Origin of the sequence: Brachyspira pilosicoli (genome assembly GCF_008016535.1) — a bacterium.
GTDB lineage: Bacteria > Spirochaetota > Brachyspiria > Brachyspirales > Brachyspiraceae > Brachyspira > Brachyspira pilosicoli_A.
Genome location: NZ_SAXY01000025.1, coordinates 15,243 through 41,477, shown reverse-complemented (window position 1 = coordinate 41,477; position 26,235 = coordinate 15,243). Strand labels below are relative to the sequence as shown.

At 26.9% G+C, this 26,235-nt stretch carries 20 protein-coding genes, 2 tRNA genes, 1 other RNA gene, 2 pseudogenes and 1 riboswitch; of the genes and pseudogenes, 16 read left to right on the top strand and 9 right to left on the bottom strand.

What is annotated here, in order from left to right; all coding sequences use genetic code 11:
* Window positions 1-74 precede the first annotated feature (74 nt).
* The 3 genes from EPJ72_RS03730 to EPJ72_RS03720 all read right to left on the bottom strand — a co-directional run bounded on the left by EPJ72_RS03730 (window position 75) and on the right by EPJ72_RS03720 (window position 4,375).
* The gene (locus EPJ72_RS03730; protein WP_147730899.1) at window positions 75-1,397 is read right to left on the bottom strand and encodes an ABC transporter substrate-binding protein; all 1,323 of its coding nucleotides are present in this window, start codon (window positions 1,395-1,397) and stop codon (window positions 75-77) included.
* Between the two features lie 172 nt (window positions 1,398-1,569).
* The gene (locus EPJ72_RS03725) at window positions 1,570-2,892 is read right to left on the bottom strand and encodes an ABC transporter substrate-binding protein (protein ID WP_147730898.1); all 1,323 of its coding nucleotides are present in this window, start codon (window positions 2,890-2,892) and stop codon (window positions 1,570-1,572) included.
* Between the two features lie 172 nt (window positions 2,893-3,064).
* A complete protein-coding gene (locus EPJ72_RS03720) occupies window positions 3,065-4,375 on the bottom strand; it encodes an ABC transporter substrate-binding protein (RefSeq protein ID WP_147730897.1) in 1,311 nt (436 codons plus the stop codon).
* Between the two features lie 211 nt (window positions 4,376-4,586).
* Between EPJ72_RS03720 and EPJ72_RS03715 the strand changes: the two genes are divergently transcribed.
* The 6 genes and pseudogenes from EPJ72_RS03715 (at window position 4,587) to EPJ72_RS03690 (ending at window position 11,126) form a co-directional block, all read left to right on the top strand.
* Window positions 4,587-5,762 (top strand): DNA-methyltransferase, encoded by a 1,176-nt coding sequence (locus EPJ72_RS03715; protein ID WP_147730896.1) that lies wholly within the window; start codon window positions 4,587-4,589, stop codon window positions 5,760-5,762.
* Complete coding sequence (locus EPJ72_RS03710) at window positions 5,752-6,621, top strand: CfrBI family restriction endonuclease (protein WP_147730926.1); 870 nt, start codon at window positions 5,752-5,754, stop codon at window positions 6,619-6,621. Before EPJ72_RS03715 ends, EPJ72_RS03710 begins: the two co-directional genes overlap by 11 nt.
* Window positions 6,622-6,647: 26 nt before the next feature.
* Window positions 6,648-9,302 (top strand): valine--tRNA ligase, encoded by a 2,655-nt coding sequence (locus EPJ72_RS03705; RefSeq protein WP_147730895.1) that lies wholly within the window; start codon window positions 6,648-6,650, stop codon window positions 9,300-9,302.
* Window positions 9,303-9,613: 311 nt separating this feature from the next.
* A pseudogene (locus tag EPJ72_RS13595) lies at window positions 9,614-9,784 on the top strand (uracil-DNA glycosylase family protein); the annotation flags it as partial.
* A 131-nt stretch (window positions 9,785-9,915) separates the two neighbouring features.
* Entirely contained in the window at window positions 9,916-10,941 is a 1,026-nt protein-coding gene (locus tag EPJ72_RS03695) for a glycosyltransferase family 8 protein (RefSeq protein WP_147730894.1), read from the top strand.
* Between the two features lie 14 nt (window positions 10,942-10,955).
* Window positions 10,956-11,126, top strand: a complete 171-nt coding sequence (locus EPJ72_RS03690; protein ID WP_199749261.1) for a glycosyltransferase — start codon at window positions 10,956-10,958, stop codon at window positions 11,124-11,126.
* 128 nt (window positions 11,127-11,254) lie between these two features.
* On the opposite strand, the gene EPJ72_RS03685 is transcribed toward EPJ72_RS03690, so the two are convergent.
* Genes EPJ72_RS03685 through EPJ72_RS03675 form a run of 3 tightly spaced genes read right to left on the bottom strand, consistent with a single transcriptional unit; the run spans window position 11,255 to window position 14,293 of the window.
* Window positions 11,255-12,322, bottom strand: coding sequence for a glycosyltransferase family 2 protein (locus EPJ72_RS03685; RefSeq protein WP_147730893.1), 1,068 nt, complete (start codon window positions 12,320-12,322; stop codon window positions 11,255-11,257).
* Between the two features lie 15 nt (window positions 12,323-12,337).
* Window positions 12,338-13,351, bottom strand: a complete 1,014-nt coding sequence (locus tag EPJ72_RS03680; protein WP_147730892.1) for a glycosyltransferase family 8 protein — start codon at window positions 13,349-13,351, stop codon at window positions 12,338-12,340.
* A 30-nt stretch (window positions 13,352-13,381) separates the two neighbouring features.
* On the bottom strand, window positions 13,382-14,293 hold the full coding sequence (locus EPJ72_RS03675) for a glycosyltransferase (protein WP_147730891.1): 912 nt from the start codon (window positions 14,291-14,293) through the stop codon (window positions 13,382-13,384).
* 286 nt (window positions 14,294-14,579) lie between these two features.
* Here EPJ72_RS03675 and glgA point away from each other — a divergent pair, with 286 nt between their 5' ends.
* Window positions 14,580-16,073, top strand: a complete 1,494-nt coding sequence (gene glgA / locus EPJ72_RS03665; RefSeq protein WP_147730890.1) for a glycogen synthase GlgA — start codon at window positions 14,580-14,582, stop codon at window positions 16,071-16,073.
* Between the two features lie 22 nt (window positions 16,074-16,095).
* Complete coding sequence (locus tag EPJ72_RS03660) at window positions 16,096-16,611, top strand: DJ-1/PfpI family protein (protein WP_147730889.1); 516 nt, start codon at window positions 16,096-16,098, stop codon at window positions 16,609-16,611.
* Between the two features lie 265 nt (window positions 16,612-16,876).
* Here the strand turns inward: EPJ72_RS03660 and EPJ72_RS03655 are convergent, their stop codons facing one another.
* The gene (locus EPJ72_RS03655) at window positions 16,877-18,220 is read right to left on the bottom strand and encodes an MATE family efflux transporter (protein WP_147730888.1); all 1,344 of its coding nucleotides are present in this window, start codon (window positions 18,218-18,220) and stop codon (window positions 16,877-16,879) included.
* A 128-nt stretch (window positions 18,221-18,348) separates the two neighbouring features.
* Here EPJ72_RS03655 and EPJ72_RS03650 point away from each other — a divergent pair, with 128 nt between their 5' ends.
* From EPJ72_RS03650 to ffs, 4 genes are all read left to right on the top strand, one after another.
* The gene (locus EPJ72_RS03650) at window positions 18,349-18,837 is read left to right on the top strand and encodes a GNAT family N-acetyltransferase (protein ID WP_147730887.1); all 489 of its coding nucleotides are present in this window, start codon (window positions 18,349-18,351) and stop codon (window positions 18,835-18,837) included.
* Window positions 18,838-19,067: 230 nt separating this feature from the next.
* Window positions 19,068-19,141: transfer RNA gene (locus EPJ72_RS03645), tRNA-Arg, on the top strand.
* 16 nt (window positions 19,142-19,157) lie between these two features.
* Window positions 19,158-19,242 (top strand) — tRNA-Ser (locus EPJ72_RS03640).
* Window positions 19,243-19,266: 24 nt separating this feature from the next.
* Window positions 19,267-19,361, top strand: an RNA gene (ffs, locus tag EPJ72_RS03635) — signal recognition particle sRNA small type.
* A 570-nt stretch (window positions 19,362-19,931) separates the two neighbouring features.
* Here ffs and EPJ72_RS13590 read toward each other — a convergent pair.
* Window positions 19,932-20,063: a hypothetical protein gene (locus EPJ72_RS13590; RefSeq protein WP_277871905.1), complete on the bottom strand. Its 132-nt coding sequence runs from the start codon at window positions 20,061-20,063 to the stop codon at window positions 19,932-19,934.
* A gap of 66 nt (window positions 20,064-20,129) precedes the next feature.
* On the opposite strand from EPJ72_RS13590, the pseudogene EPJ72_RS03630 reads away from it, so the two are divergent.
* Window positions 20,130-21,035, top strand: a pseudogene (locus EPJ72_RS03630) (integrase core domain-containing protein).
* Here EPJ72_RS03630 and EPJ72_RS03625 read toward each other — a convergent pair.
* Window positions 21,032-21,928 carry a transposase gene (locus tag EPJ72_RS03625; protein WP_242004902.1) on the bottom strand — a complete coding sequence of 299 codons (897 nt, stop codon included), beginning with the start codon at window positions 21,926-21,928 and terminating at the stop codon, window positions 21,032-21,034. The pseudogene EPJ72_RS03630 and the gene EPJ72_RS03625 sit on opposite strands and share 4 nt — an antisense overlap.
* A gap of 144 nt (window positions 21,929-22,072) precedes the next feature.
* Window positions 22,073-22,185, top strand: a riboswitch (TPP riboswitch).
* Window positions 22,186-22,360: 175 nt separating this feature from the next.
* On the opposite strand from EPJ72_RS03625, the gene EPJ72_RS03620 reads away from it, so the two are divergent.
* From EPJ72_RS03620 to EPJ72_RS03610, 3 genes are all read left to right on the top strand, one after another.
* On the top strand, window positions 22,361-24,001 hold the full coding sequence (locus EPJ72_RS03620; RefSeq protein ID WP_147730886.1) for a peptide ABC transporter substrate-binding protein: 1,641 nt from the start codon (window positions 22,361-22,363) through the stop codon (window positions 23,999-24,001).
* Between the two features lie 301 nt (window positions 24,002-24,302).
* Window positions 24,303-25,082, top strand: coding sequence for an NYN domain-containing protein (locus EPJ72_RS03615; protein WP_147730885.1), 780 nt, complete (start codon window positions 24,303-24,305; stop codon window positions 25,080-25,082).
* A 55-nt stretch (window positions 25,083-25,137) separates the two neighbouring features.
* Window positions 25,138-25,974 (top strand): prephenate dehydrogenase, encoded by an 837-nt coding sequence (locus EPJ72_RS03610; RefSeq protein WP_147730884.1) that lies wholly within the window; start codon window positions 25,138-25,140, stop codon window positions 25,972-25,974.
* The last annotated feature ends 261 nt before the right edge of the window (window positions 25,975-26,235 follow it).

Sequence of the window (26,235 nt, the reverse complement as noted above, 5' to 3'; positions counted from 1 at the left end):
ATAAAAGCCTTAAAAGTATAATAACACTTTTAAGGCTATTTTTTTCTGAATAAACTATTAATAAACTATAAAAATTATTTAGCTATTGTTCTTCCTGTAGCAGAGCTTATTTGATTTGCTGCATCTTGTAATGAAGAAGCTATATCCTTATTGTTATTTATAACATCTTCATAAACGCTTACAACTGTATTTCTTACTTCAGCAAAGTCATCAGAATTATATATAACATTAGGTATTTGCTTAGTTACATCAGCCAATGTTTTATTAAAATTATCTCCGAAATAATCATCAGCTTTTAAGAATCTTTCATCATCATAAGCAGGAAGATAAGAAGGGAATAAACTAAATTTTTCATACATCATAATTTGATTATCCACATTCATTAAACTCTCTTTTATAAACCCTAAAGCAGCAGCCTGTTTGATAGGATCAGTAGCAGTTATAGAAAGCCCAGCACCTCCAGATGAAGAAGCTCTAGCAGCATCTTTATTAAGAGCAGGTATAGGCATAACTCCCCATTTACCTTTCATTTCAGGCATTTGGTCTTTTATAGTACCGCCCCACCAGCCGCCTATTATGTATGAAGCAACTTCTCCGTTTTTATTAGCAACTATAGAACCATCCCAGTTAACTACATTCTTAGCAACGCCTTCATCTATAAGTCTTTTTATCATTTCAAGAGTTTCTATAGCTTTTTGAGATGAAACAGTTATTTCTCCCTTATCATTCAAATAATATGATTTATTAGCTATTAATAATGATCTGAATAAATTCTCATCTTGAGTAAAAGGAAGACCTGTCATATAAACATTAGGAAATTTTTCCTGAAGCTTCTTGCCTGCTGCAATATAATCCTCAAAAGTTACAATAGAATTAGGATCAATTCCTGCCTCTTTAAACAAATCTACTCTATAAAACATAACTACAGGACCAGAATCCCAAGGTATAGATACTAATTTACCTGTGCTGTCATAACTTGAAGCAATTTTAGAAGGGTCCACTACTCCATCAATAGTTATATAATCTTTCATATCAAAAAAATATTGAGGATAAGCTTCAGAAAAAGTTTGTATATAATCGCTTTCTATCTGAATTACATCAGGTACTCCATTTCCTGAAGACAATATTACACCATATCTTTCGTATACATTTTGAGCTAATCCAAATTCTTGTACATTTACTTTAATTTTTGGATATTTCTCATTGAACACTTTTGCTGTTTCCATTAAAGCTTTAGCAGCAACATTCCAAGCCCACACTGTTATTTCTGTTTCTGTATTAGCATCTATTGTCGGAAGTTTAGAACTTGTTTGATCTGCACCTTTATTGCCAGAACAAGCAGTCATAAAAACCACAAACAATACTAACAAAAAACTACAAAAAAAGTTTTTAGTCATAGCGATTCTCCTAATATTTATTTAATAATATTTATTATAATCAACTTTTATATAAAAAGCAATTTGAAAATAAAATTAATTAATAATTATTTTTCTAATATAAAACTATATATCTATAAATTCTTTACAGCAGTATAAATATAAAATAAATATACTGCAAATTAATATATTCTTATTTCGCTATTTTTCTTCCTGTAGAACTGCTTATTTGATTTGCTGCATCTTGTAATGAAGAAGCTATATCCTTATTGTTATTTATAACATCTTCATAAACGCTTACAACTGTATTTCTTACTTCAGCAAAGTCATCAGAATTATATATAACATTAGGTATTTGCTTAGTTACATCAGCCAATGTTTTATTAAAATTATCTCCGAAATAATCATCAGCTTTTAAGAATCTTTCATCATCATAAGCAGGAAGATAAGAAGGGAATAAACTAAATTTTTCATACATCATAATTTGATTATCCACATTCATTAAACTCTCTTTTATAAACCCTAAAGCAGCAGCCTGTTTGATAGGATCAGTAGCAGTTATAGAAAGCCCAGCACCTCCAGATGAAGAAGCTCTAGCAGCATCTTTATTAAGAGCAGGTATAGGCATAACTCCCCATTTACCTTTCATTTCAGGCATTTGGTCTTTTATAGTACCGCCCCACCAGCCGCCTATTATGTATGAAGCAACTTCTCCGTTTTTATTAGCAACTATAGAACCATCCCAGTTAACTACATTCTTAGCAACGCCTTCATCTATAAGTCTTTTTATCATTTCAAGAGTTTCTATAGCTTTTTGAGATGAAACAGTTATTTCTCCCTTATCATTCAAATAATATGATTTATTAGCTATTAATAATGATCTGAATAAATTCTCATCTTGAGTAAAAGGAAGACCTGTCATATAAACATTAGGAAATTTTTCCTGAAGCTTCTTGCCTGCTGCAATATAATCCTCAAAAGTTACAATAGAATTAGGATCAATTCCTGCCTCTTTAAACAAATCTACTCTATAAAACATAACTACAGGACCAGAATCCCAAGGTATAGATACTAATTTACCTGTGCTGTCATAACTTGAAGCAATTTTAGAAGGGTCCACTACTCCATCAATAGTTATATAATCTTTCATATCAAAAAAATATTGAGGATAAGCTTCAGAAAAAGTTTGTATATAATCGCTTTCTATCTGAATTACATCAGGTACTCCATTTCCTGAAGACAATATTACACCATATCTTTCGTATACATTTTGAGCTAATCCAAATTCTTGTACATTTACTTTAATTTTTGGATATTTCTCATTGAACACTTTTGCTGTTTCCATTAAAGCTTTAGCAGCAACATTCCAAGCCCACACTGTTATTTCTGTTTCTGTATTAGCATCTATTGTCGGAAGTTTAGAACTTGTTTGATCTGCACCTTTATTGCCAGAACAAGCAGTCATAAAAACCACAAACAATACTAACAAAAAACTACAAAAAAAGTTTTTAGTCATAGCGATTCTCCTAATATTTATTTAATAATATTTATTATAATCAACTTTTATATAAAAAGCAATTTGAAAATAAAATTAATTAATAATTATTTTTCTAATATAAAACTATATATCTATAAATTCTTTACAGCAGTATAAATATAAAATAAATATACTGCAAATTAATATATTCTTATTTCGCTATTTTTCTTCCTGTAGAACTGCTTATTTGATTTGCAGCACTTTCTAATGCTTGTTTTATATCAGCATTATTATTTAATACCTCTTCATAAGTGCTCATAGAAACACTTCTAATTTCCGCATAATCTTTAGTAGTATATATTACCTGAGGTATTTCTTTTGTAACATTTGCTAAAATACTATTATATTCATCTCCGAAATAATCATCAGACTTCAAAAATCTTGGGTCATCATAAGCAGGCAAATATGATGGAAATAAACCATATTTCTCATACATTATAATTTGATTATCAACGTTCAATAAAGTTTGCTTAACAAATTCAATTGCAGCAGCTTGTTTAACAGGGTCAGTAGCAGTAATAGTTAAATCAGAACCACCCAAAGAAGAAGCTCTCACTCCTCCAGCAGTGTATGCTGGCATAGGCATAATTTTCCATTTACCTTTCATCTCAGGCATCTGATCTTTTATAGTGCCTCCCCACCAGCCGCCTATTATATATGAAGCTATATCTCCATTTTTGTTTGCCATTATAGAACTATCCCAATTTACTGTATTCATTGCTATGCCTTCATCTATAAATCTTTTTAGCATAGATATGCTTTCTATAGCTTTATCAGATGAAATAGTAATTTCTCCTTGAGCATTTAAAAAATATACTTCATTTTGAACTAGTAAACATCTCCACAAATTATCATCTCTGCTGTATGGGAAACCTGTCATTTTTACATTAGGAAATTTTTCTTGCAACTGTTTTCCTGCCTTAATAAAATCATCATAAGTTACTATAGAGTTAGGATCAATTCCTGCTTCTTTAAACATATCTTCTCTATAAAACATTACCACAGGACCTGAATCCCAAGGTATAGAAACCAATCTTCTTTCACTATCGTAGCTAGTAGAAAGTTTTGAAGGGTCTACTTTACCTTCTATATCTATATAATTTTTTAAATCCATAAATCTTTGAGGATATGTTTCAGTATAAGTTTGAACATAATCACTTTCTATTTGCATTATATCTGGTATTTCTTTCCCTGATGCTAACACAACTCCATATTTTTCATAAGCTTGTACCCCTCCAAACTCTTGAACTGTTACTTTTATCTTTGGATACTTTTGCATAAATATATCTGCCATCTCTGTCAAAGCACGAGCAGCAACATTCCAGCCCCACACTTCTAATTCTGTTTCAGTATTTTCATCTATTACAGGAAGTTCTGTTGATGAAGCTGTTTCTGTTTTATTATTACATGATATTAACATCATAGCTGTAATAATAACAAGTATAAATATTTTTTTAAGCATAATGCTATCCTCTTTTTGTAATTATTTATTATATAATTAGTATAGCAAGTTTTTATAATAATTCAAATAATTACATATATATACCAATTTTTTTAAGATTATATTTTTATTTAAATATCAAGATAAATTCAATAAAACACATAAAAAAATTAATAATTGAAAAATATTATATATAGTATAAAATATTATAATTAAAAAATTAAAGGTAATTATGGTTAATAATATCAGTATAATAAAAAATAAATATACATTATCAGATATTAAAGAATTAGGTTTAAAAAAATCAGAAGAAAATTTAGATTTATTAATATCAATGTTTAATTCTTCTAACTATAATATAGAATTAAGAAGAGAAATAGTATCTTCTATAGGTAGACAGAAAAACGATGAAAAAATTTTAAACTTTATAAAAAATAATGTATATTCATGCAATATTATGGAATTGGTATATCAGATGTATCGTACATGTTTATATAAACAAAAAAATAATTATAGTTTTCGTAAATTAGGAGATGATATTTATAATTATTTTGATAATGAAGTTTTAATAAAAATGAAAGAATATTATAAATATAAAAGTAAATCTTCAGCATCTAATACAAATAGAATTAAAGCAATAACTAAGCCTACTTTGTTATGTGGAGATAATATAGATACTATAAAAAAAATTCCAGATGGTGAAGTACAGCTCATATTTACATCACCACCATATTATAATGCTAGAGAATATTCAAATTATAAATCATATAAAGAATATTTAAATAAAATGTTTTTAACATTAAAGGAATGTAATAGAGTTTTAGAAGACGGAAGATTTATAATAATTAATATTTCTCCTGTTATAACAAAAAGAGTTGGTAGAGAATTTGAAAGTATTAGATATCCTATACATTTTGATTTTCATAATTTATTATTAAAATCAAATTTTTATTTTGTTGATGAAATACAGTGGATAAAACCAGAAGTTACAGTAAAAAATAGAAATGGAGGTTATCAACAAACTAGAATGCCTTTATCTTATAAGCCAAATTGTATAAATGAAAGTATTATGGTATATCGCAAGAATTCTAATTTTTTATTGGATAAAAATATAAAAAAATATAGTAAATCATTAGCAAATGATAAAAATATTCCTATTGATACATCAAATTGTTGGTATATATCTCCAAAATCAAGTAAAGTACATCCTGCAGTTTTTCCAGAAGAATTATGTAGAAAAATTTTAACATATTATTCTTTTAAATATGACACGGTATTGGATCCATTTGCTGGTATAGGTACTTTTGGTAAAGTTGCTTTAGAAATGGAAAGATTACCAATACTATGTGAAATAAATAAAAAATATTATGATATTATATTAGATAAAGGTTTTTATGATGAAATTTGAAGATAGAATAATAAATGATACTGTAGAAAAACTTATTAATGGAGATGATTATCGTAGTGAAATAATAAATGCTATAAATGCCAAATTTTTTGATTTTTCTATAAAGTTTTTTAAAGATATAGTTGAAGCAAAATTAAATAGTAATTCAATTGATTTAGAATGGTATAAAAAATATTTTATAGTTAGAGATGATTTGAAAACTGAAGATATAGCTATTTATGCTGGTATGAATAAAAAAACTATAAATAATATACATGGAAGTGCAACAAAAGAAATTGTATTAGATGTATCAAAATCAAATTTTGACTATCTTACATCTTTAATAGATGAATTAAGTATAGATGATAATGAGGCATTATATGTACAGATAAAAATCACATATAATAATGTATCTATAGAATTATCATTAGCTGAAAGTTTATTAGTAATAAATGCTTTAGCTACAAAAAAAATAGCCATACGTGGAGGTGCTTGGTCTTCAATTGGTAAAAAAGTAGAAAAACCATTGATGTTGAAATTATGTGAATTATGTAATGTAAAAAAGAGTAGTATTAATTCTGAAGTTTTTAAAAAAGATGGTAATTTAGATTTTGATAGAGAAGTTGATTTTAAAATCTTGACAAAAGATAATAAATGGTTAAGATGTGAAGTAAAATTGATGGGTAAAGGAAATCCAGAATCAGCTGATGCTGTTATAGCTCGTAATTCTGATATTTTTGTTGCAGATACTTTAAGTGAGCAAAATAAAAAACAATTATCAAAATTAAATATAGAATATTTAGAATTAAAAAATCATTCTAAAAATGATATAATAAATAAATTTAATGAAATATTAAAAAAATTAGATGTAAAAAAATAATATATAAAAAATTGAGGAAAAAGAATATGAAACATACTTTAGAAGAGTCATATACCCCTAAAAACATTGAAGACAAATTATATAATTTCTGGAAAGAAAGCGGATTTTTCCATGCAGTTATGGATAAAAATAAAGAACCATATTCTATAGTCATACCTCCTCCAAATGTTACAGGCGTACTTCATATGGGACATGGTCTCAATAACACGCTTCAGGATATACTTATAAGATTCCATAGAATGCTTGGAAAATGCACTTTATGGATGCCGGGTACTGACCATGCGGGTATTGCTACACAAAATGTTGTTGAAAGAAGATTAAAAGCTGAAGGCAAAAATAAGCATGATTTAGGAAGAGAGGCATTCGTTAAAAAAACTTGGGAAGTAGCTAATGAACATCACTCTATAATAGTAAAGCAATTAGAGAAAATAGGCTGTTCATGCGATTGGGATAGAGAAAGATTTACTCTTGACGAAGGTTTAAGCAATGCTGTTAGAGAGGTATTTGTTGAGCTTTATAATCAGGGTTTAATATATAGAGGAAAATATCTTATTAACTATTGTCCAAGCTGCGGCACTGCTTTGGCTAATGATGAAGTTGAACACGAAGAAGTTGCTGGTGCTTTGTATCATGTTAAATACCAAATAGAAGGAAAAGATGAATATATTGAGATAGCTACTACAAGACCTGAAACTATTTTGGCTGACGTTGCTATTGCTGTTCACCCAGATGATGAAAGATACGCTCATCTTACAGAACAAGACGTTTTAATACTTCCTATAGTAGGCAGAAAATTAAGATTAGTAAAAGATACTTATGTTGATAAAGAGTTCGGTACAGGAGCTTTAAAAATTACTCCAGCACATGACCCTAATGACTTTGCTATAGCTCAAAGACATAATTTAGAAATAATAAATATACTTAATGCAGACGGCACATTTAATGAAAACACTCCATCTAATTATCAAGGAAAAACTGTAAAAGAGGCAAGAGATTTAATTATAAAAGAACTTGAAGAGATAGGAGCATTCGTTGGAAAAGATAATATCAAGCATCAAGTAGGACACTGCTACAGATGTCATAATGTTGTAGAGCCTTATTACAGTGACCAATGGTTTGTAAAAATGAAGCCTTTGGCAGAAAAAGCATACAAGGCTGTTAATGACGGCAATACCAAAATATATCCTGAAAGATGGATTAACACTTACAATCACTGGATGACTGATATTAGAGATTGGTGTATAAGCAGACAATTATGGTGGGGGCATAGAATTCCTGTTTGGTACTGTGATGACTGCGGCGAGATGATGGTTTCAAAAACTGATATTACAGAATGTACTAAATGTAAATCTAAAAATATTCATCAAGATGAAGATGTACTTGATACTTGGTTTTCTTCTTGGTTATGGCCTTTCTCTACTTTCGGCTGGCCAGAGAAGAATGAGGAATTAGAATATTTCTATCCTACTACAGCACTTGTTACAGGTTATGATATATTATTCTTCTGGGTTGCTAGAATGATTATGGCAGGTACTCATTTTATGAATGATGTACCTTTCAAAGATGTTTATCTTAACGGACTTATAAGAGATAAAATCGGAAGAAAAATGTCTAAGAGTTTAGGAAACGGTATTGACCCTATAGAAATTATAGATGAACATGGAGCTGATGCATTTAGATTTACTTTATCATTTATAACTTCATTAGGCGGACAGGATATTTGGCTTGACAGAGAACTTTTCAAAATGGGAGGAAAGTTTGCTAATAAAATTTACAACAGTGCTAAATATATTTTTGGAAACATTGAAGATAATGCTAATATAAAAGATTTAGATAGTTATATACTTGAAAATAAAGACAAATGGATATTATCAAGGCTTCAAAAAGCTATTGAATCAACTACTCATAAATTAAAAGAGTATAGATTTGATGAGGCTTCTCAGACTATTTATAAATTCTATTGGAATGAGTTTTGTGATTGGTATATAGAGATAAGTAAATTTGATTTGAAAGATGAAAGCAAAAAAGAAAAAACTATTGCAGTTCTTTTATATGTACTTGAAGAATCAATGGCTATGATTCACCCATTTATGCCATTTATCACAGAAGAAATTTATTCTAATTTACCAAAACATAATATCGATTCAAAAGCATTGATGATTAGAGAGTACCCAAAATCTAATGCTAAATACATATTTGAAGATATAGAAAAAGATTTCAACTTAATTCAAGACATAGTGTCTGGAATAAGAAATTCTCGCTCATCATTTAATTTGCCACCAAACAAAAAACTTGATGTAATAATTCGCTACAGTTCTGATTATTTCAAAAATACTTCAGAAAGCTATAAAGATATTATATCAGCACTTTCACTTACAGAATCATTGAACATAGTTTCTTCAAAAGATAGTGAAAGAAACAAGGGTTCATTTGTAAAAGTATTTGAAGGCGGTGAAATCAATGTTAATCTTGTTGGCATAATAGATTTAGAAGCAGAGAAGAAGAGATTAGAAAAAGAAGCAGCAGGTTACAAAAAAGATTTGGAAGCTGTAAACAAAAAACTTTCTAATGAAAACTTTATGAGTAAAGCTAGACGAGAAGCGATAGACACAGAAAATAGAAAGAAAAAAGAGTTTGAAGATAAATTAAAAGGTATAGAGGAAGTTTTAGCTTCTCTATGATTTTTAATATATTTCATAATTAAAAACTTGGCTTATGATTTATTTCCATATTTAATAGAGCATTATCATACGCATGCATTAAGATATGAATATTATTTAAAAAATTTTTTATTTAATCATTTATTTTTTTATTTTGTTAATAGTTATTCAGAGGATATATTTAATTATTTTAAAGAATTATTTATGCATATTTATAGAGATAATAATTGTAGGCCAACAAATTTATTTTTAAAATTTTACTATAGTAATGCTTTAAAAAAATTAAAGTCTTTTCAATTGTATAATAAATTGTATACCTCTTTTTTTAGAAAAATATTTTGGGTTTGTCGGAAGAGATAATTAATTCCGTTCGTGAGAGATATCTTATTGTGAAAAACAAAAAAATAAAAATAGCAACCATTACTTTAAAAATTAGCCCTATTAAAGGAGTTAGCCTTTATTCTACAAAACAATTATTATTTAAACACTATTTGAATAGATAAAATATTATAATAATTTTAATTATATAAATATATATTATTTATTTATTTATTTATTATTGTTTTTTTATATAAAATAATATATATTTCAAAATGTAAATATTTATAGTAATTTTTAATTTTATAGGTATGTTATGATAGATATAAATGTATGTTTTGCTTCAAATGACGGGTATGCTCCATATATGGGAACTGCAATAGCATCATTACTTTCAAATGCTGAAGATGATGAGAATATTAATATATATATAATTTCAGAAAATATCAATGATTTAAATAAACAAAAACTTTTATCTTTAAAAAAAATAAGAGATTGTAATATAAGTTTTGTAGAACCTAAAGAAGAAATTTTTAAATATATCTCAAAATATAATATGAAGGCTAATTCTACTTGGTTTAGATTGTCAATTCCTTCTTTAATTCCTAATGCTGAAAAGATAGTATATTTAGACGGAGATATGATAATTAATTCAAGCTTAAGAGAATTGTTTTTAAATGATATGGAAGATTATTATGCTTATGTAGTAGAAGATGTTATGGATAGGATAGATGAAGTTAAAGGACCTATAGGTTTTAGTAAGACGGATAAATATTTTAATGCTGGTTTTTTAATGATAAATAATAAACTTTGGATAAAGGATAATTTAGAAGATAAATTTTATAATGCAGTAGATACTATGCCTATATTAAGCTATAAAGATCAGGATATACTTAATTATTGTTTAAAAAATAGAGTAAAGTTTATAGATAAAAAATGGGATTTTTTGGATAGTAAATCGTGCTATAGAAAACTTAGACCAGATATTAATAATATTAGTATTATGCATTGCATAGGAAAACCTTGGAAAAAAGAATGTAATGTTTCTTTTTTTGCTGATGAGTTTTGGAAATATTATCAATTAACACCTTGGTTTTTGGAGCGGCCTATAGATGCTATACAAACTATATTGGCTCAAAAGTACGGAGATTATGAAGAGGCTAAATTAAAAATAAATGATGTAAGATGTTTTGGTGTTTATCATAATAGAAATACTTTAGAGATAGTGATATTTTTTATAAAGATACGAATAGAAATGAGTTTTAAGAATGTAAATAAAATAGCTTGGTTTATACCAGTAAGGAAGTGGAGGGAAGCTTTTAAAAGAGCTTTCGATGTTTAATAAAGGATAATTTTATGCGAATGGATATATGTTTATCAGCAGATGATAATTATGCAAAATATATGGGTACAACTATTGCTTCAATACTTTCAAATTCTAAAGAAGATGAAGAAATATATTTTCATTTACTAGACGGCGGAATAACAGAAGAAAATAAAAATAAATTATTATCCTTAAAAATATAAAGAATTTCAATATTATGTTTTATAGTCTGAATAATATAAATTTAACTTTATATAATAAAAAAATAATTTGATAGATGTCTATAAAAAATTAAGAGATAAATTCAGGAGCAATATTTTAGATTAATTTGTTATGGTATAATATTTTTGCTTCTTAGTATTTTTAATATGAAAGATGGGGTACATTTTCTTATAGTTTTATACAAAGTGACGAAGTAGTAATAAAAAGTTTTATAATTATTTTTTTCTAATGTTTTAAAGTAAGCATTTTTTAGATAAGCATTTGATGCTTTTAAATCATTTTTATTTAGGTTTATATTTTTGAATAGTTTATATATTCTATTATACTCTTTTTTAATATTTTCCTTTGAATATAAGCTATTTATAGTATTAAACAGCATATATACAATAATATCAAATACATAACCAATATATTTTCTGTTGTTTTGATAATAAGCTTTTAAAGATTCATTAGAAATTTCTATAATATTTCCTATATAATCTTTATTTACTATATGTGTACCTTCTTTATTTCTTTGTACGCAATTGTATACGGCTTTATTATTTATAGCTATAATAGGATTAAAAGCCAACACAGTTAATATGAAGCATAAATCTTCACCATTTCTTATAGAATTAAACATTATATTGTTTTTTAAAATAAATTCTCTTTTTAATAATTTACTCCATACAGTCGTTGTTATTGGTTTATTATTTGGTTTAGTAATATTCATTGAATTGATGAAATCAGCGATTGATAACTCATATAATCCTTCTTCTATGGGTTCATTTTGGCTTTTTAAATTTGTTTTTATTTCATAATTTTTATTATATGTTTCTATATTTTCTGTTTTTGTTAAATCGCTATTATATTTTTTTGATGTACTATATAATTCATAAAAATAATTTTCATTTACATAATCATCAGAATCTACAAAGCCTATATATTCTCCTTTTGCTTGTTTTATTCCAACATCTCTATTATAGCCCATGCCCATATTTTTTTCGCTTTCTATAAGTATTATTCTATTATCTTTCTTTTGAAATTCTTTTATTATATTAATGCTGTTATCTGTGCTTTTATCATCTATGCATATAATTTCAATTTCTTTAAGAGTTTGATTGATAACACTATTTAAGCATTTTTCTAAATATTGTTCAGTATTGTAAACTAATATTATTATACTTACTTTTATCATATTTATATTCTTATTTTATCTAAATTTATTTTTAAAATCTTCACGCCATTTTTTTACAGGTATCCACCATGCTATTTTTGATATATTTCTGTAATCAACAGCATCTATAGTGATTCTTATACCAAAAATAACAATTTGTAATTTTTTAGAGCTTGTGTAAACACCAAATAATTTTAAATGATTACTTCTAAATCTAATATCATCATAATCATAAAACTGCTGCTTAATCATAGTTTGAATAGCTGTTATTGGTTCTTCAAAAAACCAAGGGGTAAGCTGATAGTATTTCCAATAATCTTCTAAAAAATACGGCTGTCCGCATTTTTCTTTCCAAGGTTTATGTTCAACAAAATGAATAATGACAGCTTCATCTTTTGTAGGTTCTGTAGATTTTAAATTATACTCTTTTGATGGCAGATAATTCCATTTTCTGTATACAAATTTAGCTTTATCCATAAAACAATGATTTAATATATCTTGGTCTATAAATTTTAGTTTGCTTTTGTTTTCTTCAAAAAAAGAATAAAATTTTTCTGGCATATTATCCTCTATACATAGTTTATTATTTAATAATAACACGCCAGAATTAAAATATTGTCTATCTTTTCCAATACCTATAGATTCTTTGTGTTCTTTATATATATCTACATATAAATCTTTTATAACTAATGCATAATAATTATCAATGTCTACAGAAAACAATTCTTTTAAACTTCCATTAACTATAATATCAGAATCTAAATACAATACTTTATCAGCATTATTAATTAATTCTGGTATCAATAATCTTAAACATATAGCTAGATTATCATATTTGTTATTTTCTACTCTGTAAAACTTTATATCAAAATCTTTTATCTTCTTTAAAGAAAAAAGTTTGTTTTTAGTATTTTCAGAAATATTAGGTTCTATTATGTGAAATATAATATTTTCATCATCGTCAGTATTTTTTAATATAGAAGCCATAGTAACGCCCATATATTTTGCATAGTTATTATCAGCACATAAACATATATTATAATCTTGCATTTTTTTATTTACCTCTTTTGTTTATAATTTCTATCTTCCAGAAAGACCAATTTTTCTTAATAAAAATCCTCTAACTTTATTTCTTAAATTATAATTTGGTATAAGCCACACTATTTTGTCTATAATTTTTCTTTTTTTATATATTTCATTATAAGTTGTATTTCCGCCTGCTTCTATCCATATTTTATTATTTTCTTCCCAATATTTATTGTAAGTTCCTCTCCAGAATTTTGCAGGTCCTATAGAATGAACTATGTATGCATCATTTACAATAGGTGAGTCAGGCATACAATTATAATGTTCGCTTAAAACATTTGGCTTTACATTGAATTCTTGTAAGCATATATTTAGTATGTCTTCATCGTTACATTCATAAATTTTTATTTGTTTATAACACCATTCTTTTAATTCTTTATATCTTGGAAAATTATCATTAATTAAAAATAGTCCAGCCATTGCTCTTATCATATCCATATTATATTTTTCTTTCATTTTATTTAAAGTGAATTCTCTCATTTTATAATGCAATGGTATAGTTCCATTTTTATAAAAACTTATAGAAAAACAGTCATTTATATTTATAATATTTGATATATCTTTTTGTATAACCATATCAGTATCCATATAAAGTATTGTTTTATAATCATCAAGCATATCAAATATTTCAAATCTGGCAAAAGTAAAGAATGAATAATATGTTATATCTGCCGTATTATCATTAATATTAAATGGAGGTTCATAGATTCTAATAATTATTCTTGGGAAAATTTTTTTAAGAGCGTTTTCATCATTGGCTTCTAGTTTATCTGTATAAAATACAATGTCATATTCTTCATCTTTTAAATTTTGAAATAGATATTTTTTAGCACCTATTATAACATTTCCAACTGCAAAAGCTTCATTTCCTGTAGAGCATAACAAAAGAGCTATTTTCTTTTTCATTTTTTATATTCCTAATTTATTTTAATCTTTATTATTATAATATATAACAGCAAAAAAATAAATAATTTAATATTTTTAATAGTTATTTTATATTGAAATATTCAGTTTAATAATGCAGCTATTACTTTAAAAATTATCCCTATTAAAATAGTGAGACTTTATTTTACAAAACAATTATTATTTAAACATTATTTAAATAACTAAAAAATATATTATTATTTTTGCTTGAAGTTTTTTTATAAAGTAGTATATTTAAAATATATTTACATATTTAGGAGTTTTTAATATGTCAAAAATGAGAGTAGTTATAGCTTCATCAGAGGCTGTTCCTTTTATAAAGACAGGAGGTTTAGCAGATGTTGCTGGATCTTTACCAATATATTTAAAAAAGTTAGATGTAGAGGTTTCTGTTGTTATTCCAAAATACAGAGACATTGATTTTAAGGGCTGTCATTTAGAAAATGTACTTCCTACTATGGGTGTATGGATGGGTACAGGCGAAGAGTGGTGCAGTGTTTTTAAGACAGTATATAATGGTATAGATTTTTATTTTATAGAGCATCATCATTTCTTTAGCAGAGAAGGGCTTTATCATGATAATGCTTTTAATGATTATCAGGACAATGCTTGGAGATTTGGATTTTTTTCAAGAGCAGTGCTTCAATTATGTAAAGATTTAAATTTAAAACCAGATATAATTCATGCTAATGATTGGCAAACAGCAGCAATACCAGCATATATAAAAACTTGGCATTGGAATGATGAAGTAGGTAAGGCGGCAAGCGTACTTACTATACATAATGCCAACTATCAGGGTATTTATAATGCAGCAAGCACTTATAATTATTTGGGTTTAGGTTGGAATAATTTTAGCCCAGATACTTTTGAGGACCATGGCAATATTAATTTATTAAAGGGCGGAATATTTTTCTCTGATTTAGTTACAACAGTAAGCCCAACTTATGCAAGAGAGATAGCTTCTCCTTATGGCGGTCATGGAATAGCACCTTATTTAAATAATAAAACAACAAGTTTCTTTGGCATATTAAACGGAATAGATGAAGATGTTTGGTCGCCAGAAAAAGATACTATGATAGCGGCACATTTCTCTTCTAAAGATATGAAAGGTAAAAAAATATGTAAAATAGAGTTACAAAAGAGATTTTTGCTTGCAGAAGATGATGATGTAGCTTTGATTGGAGCTATAGGAAGGTTTGTTGATCAGAAGGGGTATCATTTACTTGCTTCTGTTATTGAGCCTTTAATGGCTAATATGAAGTTTCAATTTTGTATACTTGGTACAGGCGATAAAGGTTTTGAAAGTTTCTTTGGTGATTTGCCTAAGAGATATCCTGGAAGAATTGGCTCTTATATTGGTTATAGCAATGAATTATCACATTTAATAGAGGCGGGTGCTGATATGTTTGTAATGCCTTCTTTGTTTGAGCCTTGCGGACTTAATCAGATGTATTCTCTAAGATATGGAACTATTCCTATAGTGCATGCTACTGGAGGGCTTGAAGATACTGTTGAAAATTATAACGAGGCTACAGGGGAAGGTTCTGGATTTAAGTTTTATGATTCTAATAATTCTGCTTTATATAATACTATTGGCTGGGCTATTAGTGTTTATTATGATCATAGGGATAAATTTGAAGCTATGCAAAAACGTGTGATGAAGATAGATAATTCTTGGGAGAAGAGTGCTAAAGAATATGTAAAGGCATATAAGATTGCTATAGAAAACAAGAAGAATTATGATAAAAATTGCGGACTATAATAAAAAGGAGAATGTTTAAAAAATGTCTAAAAGTGTAGTATATGTGGTTGCAAATGAAAATTTTCAAGATGAAGAGTTTTTTGAAAGCAAAAAGATTTTAGAAGCTAAAGGATATGATATAAAATTAACTTCTAGCATAATAGGCGAGGCACATGGGAAATTGGGCAGTACTGTTAATACAGAGTTTTTATTTAGCGAAGTGAGTACGGATAATTTTGATGCTATAGTTTTTGTTGGGGGGGTTGGCTCTATAAAGCTTTGGGACGATTGGCGTGCACAGGGGCTTGCTAAGTTATTTCTTGATAATGGAAAAATAGTAGCTGGTATTGGGAGCGGTGTTGTTATAATGGCTAATGCTGGTATATTGGCAAATATTAATGTTGCTTGTTTAAAAGAAAATGAATCTCCTGTTAGGCATAATAATGCTAATATTGTAGAGGAGAATGTTGTAGTATCTGGCAATATAATAACAGCTAATGGGCCGCAATCTGCAAAAGAGTTTGGCAATGTTTTGCTTAATGCTTTAGAAGCAGTATAAATTTGTTTGATAGTATATATTAAAAATTTAAAGTTTGTAAATACATAAATAAATACATGCATATTGCCATAAGAAGCAAAAAGGCTTAATTTAGCTCAAATTTAATAATTTCTTTTTAATAAAGTATAATTATTAATATTTAGTGTTATCTTGTTACTTGCACTTTTTGCAACTTTGACGAAGTCCGCACCGCGAAGGCGGGAAAAAGTTGAATAAATGAAATGATGGTATTTTGAGTTATTTGAAAGAATTTTTTAATATTATCTTATAAATTAATTAAAATATCCGGTTTTCTATTTTTGTATAACAGAACAGAAACAATTAAGGTTGCTATTTCGCTTATAGGAAGAACTAAAATTAAACCTATAAAACCTATTATATTAGGCAGAGTTAATACTAATACTATTGGAAGTATTGTGCTTCTTAAGGCTGCAACTATTGCTGAAGCTCCTGCCTTTTGTACAGATGTGTAGTAGGCACTCATTATAATATTTATTCCTACACCTATAAAGGTAGGTATTGATGCTCTTACAAAAAAATTAGCTTCTTCAAATGTTTGTACATCAACATCTTGTAAAAGCATTTTTACTAATGAACTTGGATTTATTAATAATATAATTGATATTAGTATTGATATAATAGAAATTAAAAATATTGATATTTTTAGAAAATCCTTCATTCTATTTTTATTTTTAGCACCATATGAAACGCTTACTAATGGTTCTAATGCTTCACCAATAGAATATGCAAGCATTATAAAAAACATGATGGCATAATTAGCAACGGAATAAACAAGTATGCCGTTATTACCAGAAATATTATATGCTGTGATATTAAATAGCCAAGGTATGAGTCCTGAAGATAAATTACTTAGAAACTCTGAAAATCCATTGAATGATGCTTTTAATATATAAATCCAGCCTCCATAAACTTTTATAATTTTTAATTTACAATTTGGCTTAAAGAAGTATAACAACCCCATAATAAATGCAATCATTTGAGATATTGCAGTAGCCCAAGCAGCACCAGATATTCCTAACTTAAAAACTACAATAAAAATAGGGTCTAATATCATATTTGCTATAGAAGATATTATAAACATTAAAGAAGCAAATTTTGGTGAGCCATTAAGCCTTACAAATTGACTAAGTACATAAGCGATTCCCCAAAAAAATGTAGCAAATAATACGCCCTCAATATAATCTAATGATAATTGATATATTTCTCCATGAGCTCCAAACAATGGAAGTAAATTTTTTCTAAGTATATATGCTATTATAAGAGGCAAAGTTGCTATTGTAAGCACTACAATTAATGTTTGAGTGAATATTAAATTAGCTCTTCTTATATTATTTTCCCCTATGCATTTGCCAGCGAGGGCAATAGAGCCTATTGTAAGCATTACGTATATACCAAATGATAAAGCAGTGATTGGCCAAACTATATTAATTGCAGTGAAAGCATTAGCAGATATAAAATGTGCCACAAAAAAGCCATCTACAAATACTGCAGCACTTCCCATAATCATGCCTAAAATGCTTGGTATAGCAAATTTAAAAAATAATTTTATGCTATTATTTTCTATTAAAGTTTTATTATTAAGTTCCATTTTATGTGCCTGTTTAGTTTAAATAAAAAATATTGGAAGTACGCTTTCAGACCAATATTAAGTATAAATATTTTCATTTATTTGTCAATAGTATGCATATAATATATAATAATATAAAGGACTTAACTATGGAAATAATAAAATATAATAAAAAATATGCTAAAGATGCTATAAAGATATGGAATAATATTATAGAGGATGGTATTTATTTTCCTCAAATAGATGTTTTAAAAGATGAAGATGAGACAGATAAATATTTTTCTTCTCAAGACCATACTGGCTTAGTAATAGAAAGCGAAAAAGTTTATAGAGTTTACATACTTCACCCTAATAATATAGGAAGATGCGGACATATATGCAATGCTTCTTATGCAGTAGATAAAAATATTAGGGGTAAAGGAGTAGGTGAGGCTTTGGTCAGAGATTCTATTAAACAGGGAGCTAAATTTGGATATAGAATACTTCAGTTTAATGCTGTTGTATTATCTAATGAAACTGCTCATAAACTATATAAAAAAATAGGTTTTAATGAAATAGGTATTGTAAAAAAAGGATATCTTAATAAAAATAATGAATATGAGGATATAGTTCTTTATTACATAGATTTGACTTTATAAATATATATATATATATATATGATAGTAGTCAAATTAATTTTTTATGAAGCAAATAAAGGTTTTTATCGTATTAGAATTTATAAAAGTTATGATTTCATTAGCATTTAGAATATTTTTATTTAAAGACATATACGCTTTTATAAAAAATGACTAAACAAATAACTAATATACAAATAAATATTTGCAAAAAAAATATTTTTATGTTATGATTTTTAGACTATAAAACCTATGTGCCTGTAGCTCAATTGGATAGAGCATCAGATTGCGGTTCTGAAGGTTGGAAGTTCAAATCTTCTCAGGCACGTTTAAATTAAATATATGGAGAGATGTCCGAGCGGTTGAAGGAGCACGATTGGAAGTCGTGTGTATGTTAAAGTACCGTGGGTTCGAATCCCACTCTCTCCGTAGTTTAGTTTTCTACATCTCTTATAACGGGGTTCTACGGCAGTTGATGATGAATCCGCCAGGTTCGGAAGGAAGCAACGGTAAGTCAACCCAACTGGGTGCTAGTTCTCCTGTTATAAGGGGCCTTTTTTATTTATAACAATTTTTTAATATAAATATATTTTCCTATATAACTTTTTTATTCAACTTTTCTCGTAGCAAAAAGTGCTATTATTTTGGAATATGTAAATCTAAAATAATATCTATATTTTGTATATACATAAAAAGTTATACTTAGTTAAACGCAGTCTTTTTGGTTCTTTGTGTCAACAAAAGAACTTGGGGTGCAGCACAATAATAAAAAAGATAAAGATTTTGTTGTTCTTTTTCTCGCATTACACGGTGTGTACTTCGTTAAAGGTAAAGCCCCGTAAATATCTTAATTTAAATAAATAGTTTTTAACAAACTTCAATATATAGTTAAACAAAAATATTTTTTCATGTAAGTTTTTGTTTTATTCAACTTTTTCCCGCAGCAAAAAGTTGCAAAAAGTGCAAACATCTTAAATCTACACTCTACTAATATATACAAAAATAATAATTTTATCTTTATAAAAATTAAAACCTTATCAAAATATACAAATCAGTAAAGGAAAACAATAAAATTCAAAAACTTTAAATTTATAAACTTAAAAATTTATACTCTACTGTCATGGAGCCATAGATATTGTACTTTTACTTGCTATAATATTTTTGATTCTTTCTTTGATTGTAATATACAATAACGAAGAAATCAATCTTTGATTGTTATAAAAATTGTTTAGGAGCCATACATATTGCACGTTTTTTTAGTTTAAAAAAGTAGGTATTCCTTATAATATATATAGTTCAAATTTAAAGGAATACCTATGAAAGAATATACTTCAAATCAAAGAAAAAAGATAGTTCTAAAAATTAATAAAGTTAAAAATAAAGAAGTATTAGCTTTAAAATATAAGATTAGTATTAGAACATATTATTATTGGAAAAGCCAATTAGAAACTTATTCTATTATAAAACCTAAATCTACTAAACCTAAGAATAATAAAAATAAATTGAAAAATAAAAAGATTATTAAAAGAATAATTGAAATAAGAAAATTATACGGTTATGGTAAATTAAAAATAAAAAAACAATTAGAGTTAGAAGACATTAAAGTAGGAACAACAGCTATAGAAACTGTTCTAAAAGAAAATAATTTGTATAGAAGTAAAAAGAAAAAAATTAAGAGAAAACATAAAGGAAAGCATGCTATTTATATTAAAGAAGCAGGAGAAAAGGTACAAATAGATGTTAAATATGCTTTTTTTGGAGAAATACATTATTATCAATTTACTGCTGTAGATATAGCAACAAGAATGAGCTTTAGATATTTATACGATGAAAAAAGTCCATACAGTACCATTGATTTTATGAAACGACTTATAGATTATTTTCCTTTTAGAGTACATTGTATTCAAACAGACAATGGTACAGAATTTACTTACCGTAAACATTCATTTAATACTGAACACCCATTAGATATATTTTGTAAGAAAAACTATATTAAAAGGGTTTATAGTCCAATTGCATCACCTTGGTATAATGGTGTAGTAGAGAGTACACAATGACAAGACCAAAAAGAATTTTATGACTTTTGTACACAAGAATTAACATTAGAGAAAGCAAATAAAAACATACAAAAATATAATCATTTTTTCAATTATAAACGAATACATTCTGCTTTAAATTATGATACACCTATGCTATACTTTAATAAATTAAGGAATTCCTAACTGCAATATGTTTGGCACCTGTGCAGATTGTTATAAAAATGTGTATATTCTTTTAATTTTTCTCTTAATAATTCTACAGTGATATTTTTATTTAATCTTGAATAAAATTCTCTTTCGTCTATACCGTGTACTCTTTCTACTACGCCATTGTATCTTGGTGTTGCTATAGGAATATATCTCCTCTCTAATTTATTTTTTAAGCAGTATTCATCAAAAATATTGATTTTAGGAGTATTAATACAGCGATAAGTATATTCTATACCATTGTTGCCACAGGCACTTCCTTCGGTCGCAGTTTGTATAGATTTTATCCTAAAAGGTGAAGTTTTCAATACATATTTTAAGAAAGATAAAGCACTATAAGGTGTTTTATCCTCATAGATTTGCCTCCAACTATAGCGAGTAGCTAAATCGACAGCAGTGAACTGATAGACTGTTTTTCTGCCTAATTTGATATATTTAGTGTCTATTTGAACTATTTTGCCTTCTTTTTGTATTTTAGAGACAAATTTACGCTTATCATATCGCTTCTTTTTCTTTTTTGTTTTATATCTCCAAAGATTATTTCTTTTTAGTACATTCTCTATAGCTGTAACCCCTATCTTAATGCCTTCACGATTTAAATATGCTTTAATATAATGCTTACCTCGATATTCTTTAGTATAGAGTTCAATAATTAAATTAATAGCTTTTTGATTATTAAAGATATTTGGAGAAGTTTTTGGCTTAGTACTAAAATTAGCGACAGTTCCAGTGTCTTTATATTTTTTAAGCCAAGCATAAAAAGTAGATTTGGGTATTTCTTCTATCTTTAAAAATCTTTTAATATTTTTAGTTTTTAATGCTTCATCCACTATAAATAATTTAAATTCTGTGCTATAATCTTTTTTCATAGTAGCATCCTTTTTATTTGTTTTATGTTCAAAATATTATAACAAGGATACTGCTTTTTTTATACTAAAAAATGTCCAATATCTCACACTCCTTAACAAATTTATACTCTACTATCTTGATTAAAAATAAGAATATTATACAATATTATCAACATGGGGAGCTTATAAAAGGCTGAGAGGAAGTTTATATAATTAAATTTCGACCCTTATAACCTGTTTGGGTAATGCCAGCGTAGGGAATTATCTCTTTTATTATTCTATTTATACTTTTAATAAAATGAGACCTTTTCTAATGTTGGTCTTGTTTTATTAAATTATTCTTTAAACAAACAAGACTAAAAAACAAATTTAGTTAAAGAAAATTAAATAAAGCAAGACAAACGGTGTTATAAAAATCTCTCTTTAATACTTTTTATTTTTAAGGAGTTTTTTATGACTTGTAATTTTAAACCAAAAAACTTTTTTATTAAAACTTTATTTCAAACATTTTTTATTTTTCTAACTTTATTATTAATCATCTCTTGCAGTAAAGAAACAAAAAGCATTAAAGATGAACTTACAGTAAACTTAGGTTATGAGCTTCAGTCTATTGACCCAGCAATAAATGATGAAACATATGGGTTTATTTATATTAATCATGCTTTTGAAGGATTATTAACAAAAGATATAAGCAACAAAATAGTTGGAGGTGCTTCAGATAAATGGGAGATAAGTGAAGATAAATTAAAATACACATTTCATATAAGAGAAGATGCAAAATGGAGTGACGGTAAAAAACTTACAGCTAATGATTTTGTTTATTCATATAGAAGAGTGGTTGATCCTAAAACAGCTTCACCTATAGCATATTTAATGTATTATATAAAAAATGCAAAAAATATAAACACAGGTAAAAAACCTATTGAAAGTTTGGGCGTTACTGCGGCAGATGAGAACACTCTTGCAATAGAACTTGAAAATCCTACACTATATTTTGAAGATATTTTGGCTTCTGGGGGATGTTATATGCCTGTGAGAGAGGATATTATAAATAAATACGGCGATGATTGGACTTGGAAGCCTGAGGCATATATTGGAAATGGTGCTTACAAGATGACAGAGAGAAAGCCTGATGAGTTAATAGCATTTGAGCTTAATACTAATTATTGGGATTATAAAAATCAGATTGCTAAAAAAATTAATTTTGTTTTGATAGCCGATGAATATATTTCTTTAAATGCTGTTAGAACAGGCGATGTTGATTTTTCTATTAATGCACCACCTATTGGTGAAATAGAAAGTTTGATAAAAGAAAACCTTATGGCTGTAAGTGACATTATAGGAGTTTATTATTTAGATTTAAACACAAAAGATAAAACATTGTCCGACAAGAGAGTAAGAAAAGCATTATCTCTAGCAATAGACAGAAATTACATAGTAAGCAATATTGGCCACGGCAAACTAATAGCAGCAGAAAGCTTTGTTGCTCCTATTGTAAAAGGTTTTGAAAAATCTTTTAGAGAAGAGAGCAGCAATTTTATAATAGCTAATAATTACAGCAATAATGTAGAAGAGGCAAAAAAATTATTATCTGAAGCAGGATACCCAAACGGAGAAAACTTTCCAATATTAGAAGTAAAAGTTTCATCTGGTTTTTATACCACAGTATTAGAGGCAATTCAACAAATGTGGAAAAATAATTTAAATATTGATGTAGTAGTTAGAACGGAAGAGTCAAAAATCACACTTCCTTTCAGACAATCAGGCAACTACAAAATAGCTAGAACAAGCTGGACAGGCGATTATAATGACCCGCTTACAATACTTCAAATTATGACAAGCGATAGCGATATAAACTACGGCGGCTTTTCAAATGAAAGATATGATTATTTAATAAACTTTGCCGCCACTTCAACAAATAAAAAAGATAGAATGGAAGCATTAAAAGAAGCAGAGGCAATTCTTTTTGAAGAGATGCCTATAATACCTTTTATATATAGAACAGACTTTTTAGTTGTAAATCCCAAATTAAAAAATTATATTGATGAACCTTTGGGAAGATATAAATTTAATTATGCATATATTGAAGAGTAGTTTTAATAAATTATAATTTTAAGAAATAAAGTGCTATTTTTAAATTTAATAGTATTTTATTTCTTAAAAAAATCTTACTTATATACATTTTTCTTATTGTACTAATAAAAATATTAAATCTTACTATATTTTATGCCTAATTATAAATCATAACCGCTTGCTGCAATTTTTTATGTTAAAAATTTTACACTGCATTTGAATAAAAAATACATAAATTAAATATTTCATTGTTTTTTTAGGTATTGTTTTTTTTGAGATTAGTTTATAAAATAAAAAGAAATTATATAATTTTGGATTATTTATGAAAAGAATTGGTATTTATATAGACTTAGAGAATATTACTCATTTAAACTTTAATATTAATTTAAAATTGATTCTTGAAGATGTAGTTAAATTTTATAGAACTAACTTAAAAGATAAAGATATTTATTATTCAATAAAAAAAGCTTATGGCGACAGTAAGTCTATAGAATCTTATGGGAAATCACTTAGAAATTTGCATATAGATATAATTCATCGTGTGAATATACGCAAAGGTAAAAATATGTCCGATATGATTTCATCTATAGATGCTTTTGAAGATTTTGTTATTAATAAAAATACAGATATAGTAGTATTTATAAGCAGAGATGTTGATTATACTATTGTAATGGAGAGATTAAAGAGGCATGGAGCTATAACTGCTATAGTTACAACCATTACCAATGCTGATAGAGATATTTTTAAAAGTGTTTCTAATAAGATTTTTAAAATAGAAGAATATGAATCAAAAGAGAATGATAAAAATAATCAATTAGATGAATATAGTTTGCAGTATTTGAAGTTTTTTTATAATAGGGTTATTGAAGTTTATGAAAATACAGAAAGTAAAAAGTTTTCTATATCAGATATATGTAATAAAGTAAATATGGATTTTAAATTAGAGAAAGGAGAAAGTGCTATAGAAAAGACTTATTTCAAGAAGATAAAAAAATTATTTACATACTTAAAAAAAAATGATATATCAATAAAAATGGAAAGAGATCATTTTAGTATAGATAATATTCAAAAGCTGTACCATTTTTTTATAAGTTTAGACTAGATATTATTTAGATGTTTATTATCAATGAAGTTATAATATATTAGGAGATTTATTTATGATTAATATAGCTGTTATTGGTTTGGGTTTAATGGGTGGCTCTTTAGTTAAGGCTTTAGATGGTTATAATATATGGGCTTTAGATACTAATAAAGAAGCTGTAGACAGTGCTTTAAAAGATAAATATATACAAAAAGGAAGTTATGATTATTCAGATATAGAAGAGATGTTTTCTTGGGCTCACATTATTATGATATGCACTTTGCCTTCTATAGCTTTAGATATTATAAACAAATATTCTTCATTTATTACAGATGATAAGATACTGTCAGATTTTTGCGGGGTTAAGAGTGATATATTTAATGCAGTAAAAACAAAAAAATATGTATCGCTTCATACTATGGCAGGTAAAGAGAAAGGCGGCTATAATAACTCAAGCGAATCATTATTTAAAAACTCTAATGCTATAATAATCGCTAATGACAATGCTAATAAGGAAGACATAAAAAAAATAGAAGATTTAGCTTTAAATATAGGATGCAAAAATGTAATTGTATCAACAGAAAAAGAACATGATAAGATGATAGCTTTTACTAGTCAGCTTATGCATATAATAGCTTGTTCTATAGTTAATCATAAAGATTTTTTAGCTTCACTTGGTTTTGAAGGAAATAGTTTAGGCGACCACACAAGGGTAGGTACAATAGATGCTAATATGTGGAGCGAACTTTTTGCAAGAAACTCTCATTATTTATCTTTGTCTTTGGAAGAGTACATAAAAAGGCTAGAAGATTTTCAAAATGCATTACAGAATAATGACAGAGAAAAACTTAGAGAATTAATTTTAAGTTCTAATAGTATAAAAGAGAAATGGAATAATTTTAAAAGCAAATGATTTTTAATATTATATTTTTCAGTAATTATATTTTTTTATTTTTTATTGTTCTTTTCTTGCAGCTACTTGGTGAGGACTTCTTCAAAGTTTTGGCTTTTAATAAAGTTTTACTAATTTTTAATTAAAATACATAGTGTTATCCTATATTTTTTTAAAATTAGTATAATTTTTTGTATTCTTTATTTGCACTTTTTTGTTCTTTGACGAAGTCCGCACAGCGACCGAAGGAAGTGCCTGCGACTGAAAGGAGTGCCTGTGGGT

Bases quoted from the DNA above. Each gene is read 5' to 3' on its own strand.
- EPJ72_RS03610 (WP_147730884.1), top strand. From the start codon at position 25,138: ATGATTAATATAGCTGTTATTGGTTTGGGTTTAATGGGTGGCTCTTTA.
- glgA (WP_147730890.1), top strand. From the start codon at position 14,580: ATGTCAAAAATGAGAGTAGTTATAGCTTCATCAGAGGCTGTTCCTTTT.
- EPJ72_RS03685 (WP_147730893.1), bottom strand. From the start codon at position 12,322: ATGATAAAAGTAAGTATAATAATATTAGTTTACAATACTGAACAATAT.
- EPJ72_RS03705 (WP_147730895.1), top strand. From the start codon at position 6,648: ATGAAACATACTTTAGAAGAGTCATATACCCCTAAAAACATTGAAGAC.
- EPJ72_RS03680 (WP_147730892.1), bottom strand. From the start codon at position 13,351: ATGCAAGATTATAATATATGTTTATGTGCTGATAATAACTATGCAAAA.
- EPJ72_RS03725 (WP_147730898.1), bottom strand. From the start codon at position 2,892: ATGACTAAAAACTTTTTTTGTAGTTTTTTGTTAGTATTGTTTGTGGTT.
- EPJ72_RS03615 (WP_147730885.1), top strand. From the start codon at position 24,303: ATGAAAAGAATTGGTATTTATATAGACTTAGAGAATATTACTCATTTA.
- EPJ72_RS03620 (WP_147730886.1), top strand. From the start codon at position 22,361: ATGACTTGTAATTTTAAACCAAAAAACTTTTTTATTAAAACTTTATTT.
- EPJ72_RS03655 (WP_147730888.1), bottom strand. From the start codon at position 18,220: ATGGAACTTAATAATAAAACTTTAATAGAAAATAATAGCATAAAATTA.
- EPJ72_RS03720 (WP_147730897.1), bottom strand. From the start codon at position 4,375: ATGCTTAAAAAAATATTTATACTTGTTATTATTACAGCTATGATGTTA.
- EPJ72_RS03675 (WP_147730891.1), bottom strand. From the start codon at position 14,293: ATGAAAAAGAAAATAGCTCTTTTGTTATGCTCTACAGGAAATGAAGCT.
- EPJ72_RS03695 (WP_147730894.1), top strand. From the start codon at position 9,916: ATGATAGATATAAATGTATGTTTTGCTTCAAATGACGGGTATGCTCCA.
- EPJ72_RS03625 (WP_242004902.1), bottom strand. From the start codon at position 21,928: ATGAAAAAAGATTATAGCACAGAATTTAAATTATTTATAGTGGATGAA.
- EPJ72_RS03660 (WP_147730889.1), top strand. From the start codon at position 16,096: ATGTCTAAAAGTGTAGTATATGTGGTTGCAAATGAAAATTTTCAAGAT.
- EPJ72_RS03650 (WP_147730887.1), top strand. From the start codon at position 18,349: ATGGAAATAATAAAATATAATAAAAAATATGCTAAAGATGCTATAAAG.
- EPJ72_RS03710 (WP_147730926.1), top strand. From the start codon at position 5,752: ATGAAATTTGAAGATAGAATAATAAATGATACTGTAGAAAAACTTATT.
- EPJ72_RS03730 (WP_147730899.1), bottom strand. From the start codon at position 1,397: ATGACTAAAAACTTTTTTTGTAGTTTTTTGTTAGTATTGTTTGTGGTT.
- EPJ72_RS03690 (WP_199749261.1), top strand. From the start codon at position 10,956: ATGCGAATGGATATATGTTTATCAGCAGATGATAATTATGCAAAATAT.
- EPJ72_RS03715 (WP_147730896.1), top strand. From the start codon at position 4,587: ATGGTTAATAATATCAGTATAATAAAAAATAAATATACATTATCAGAT.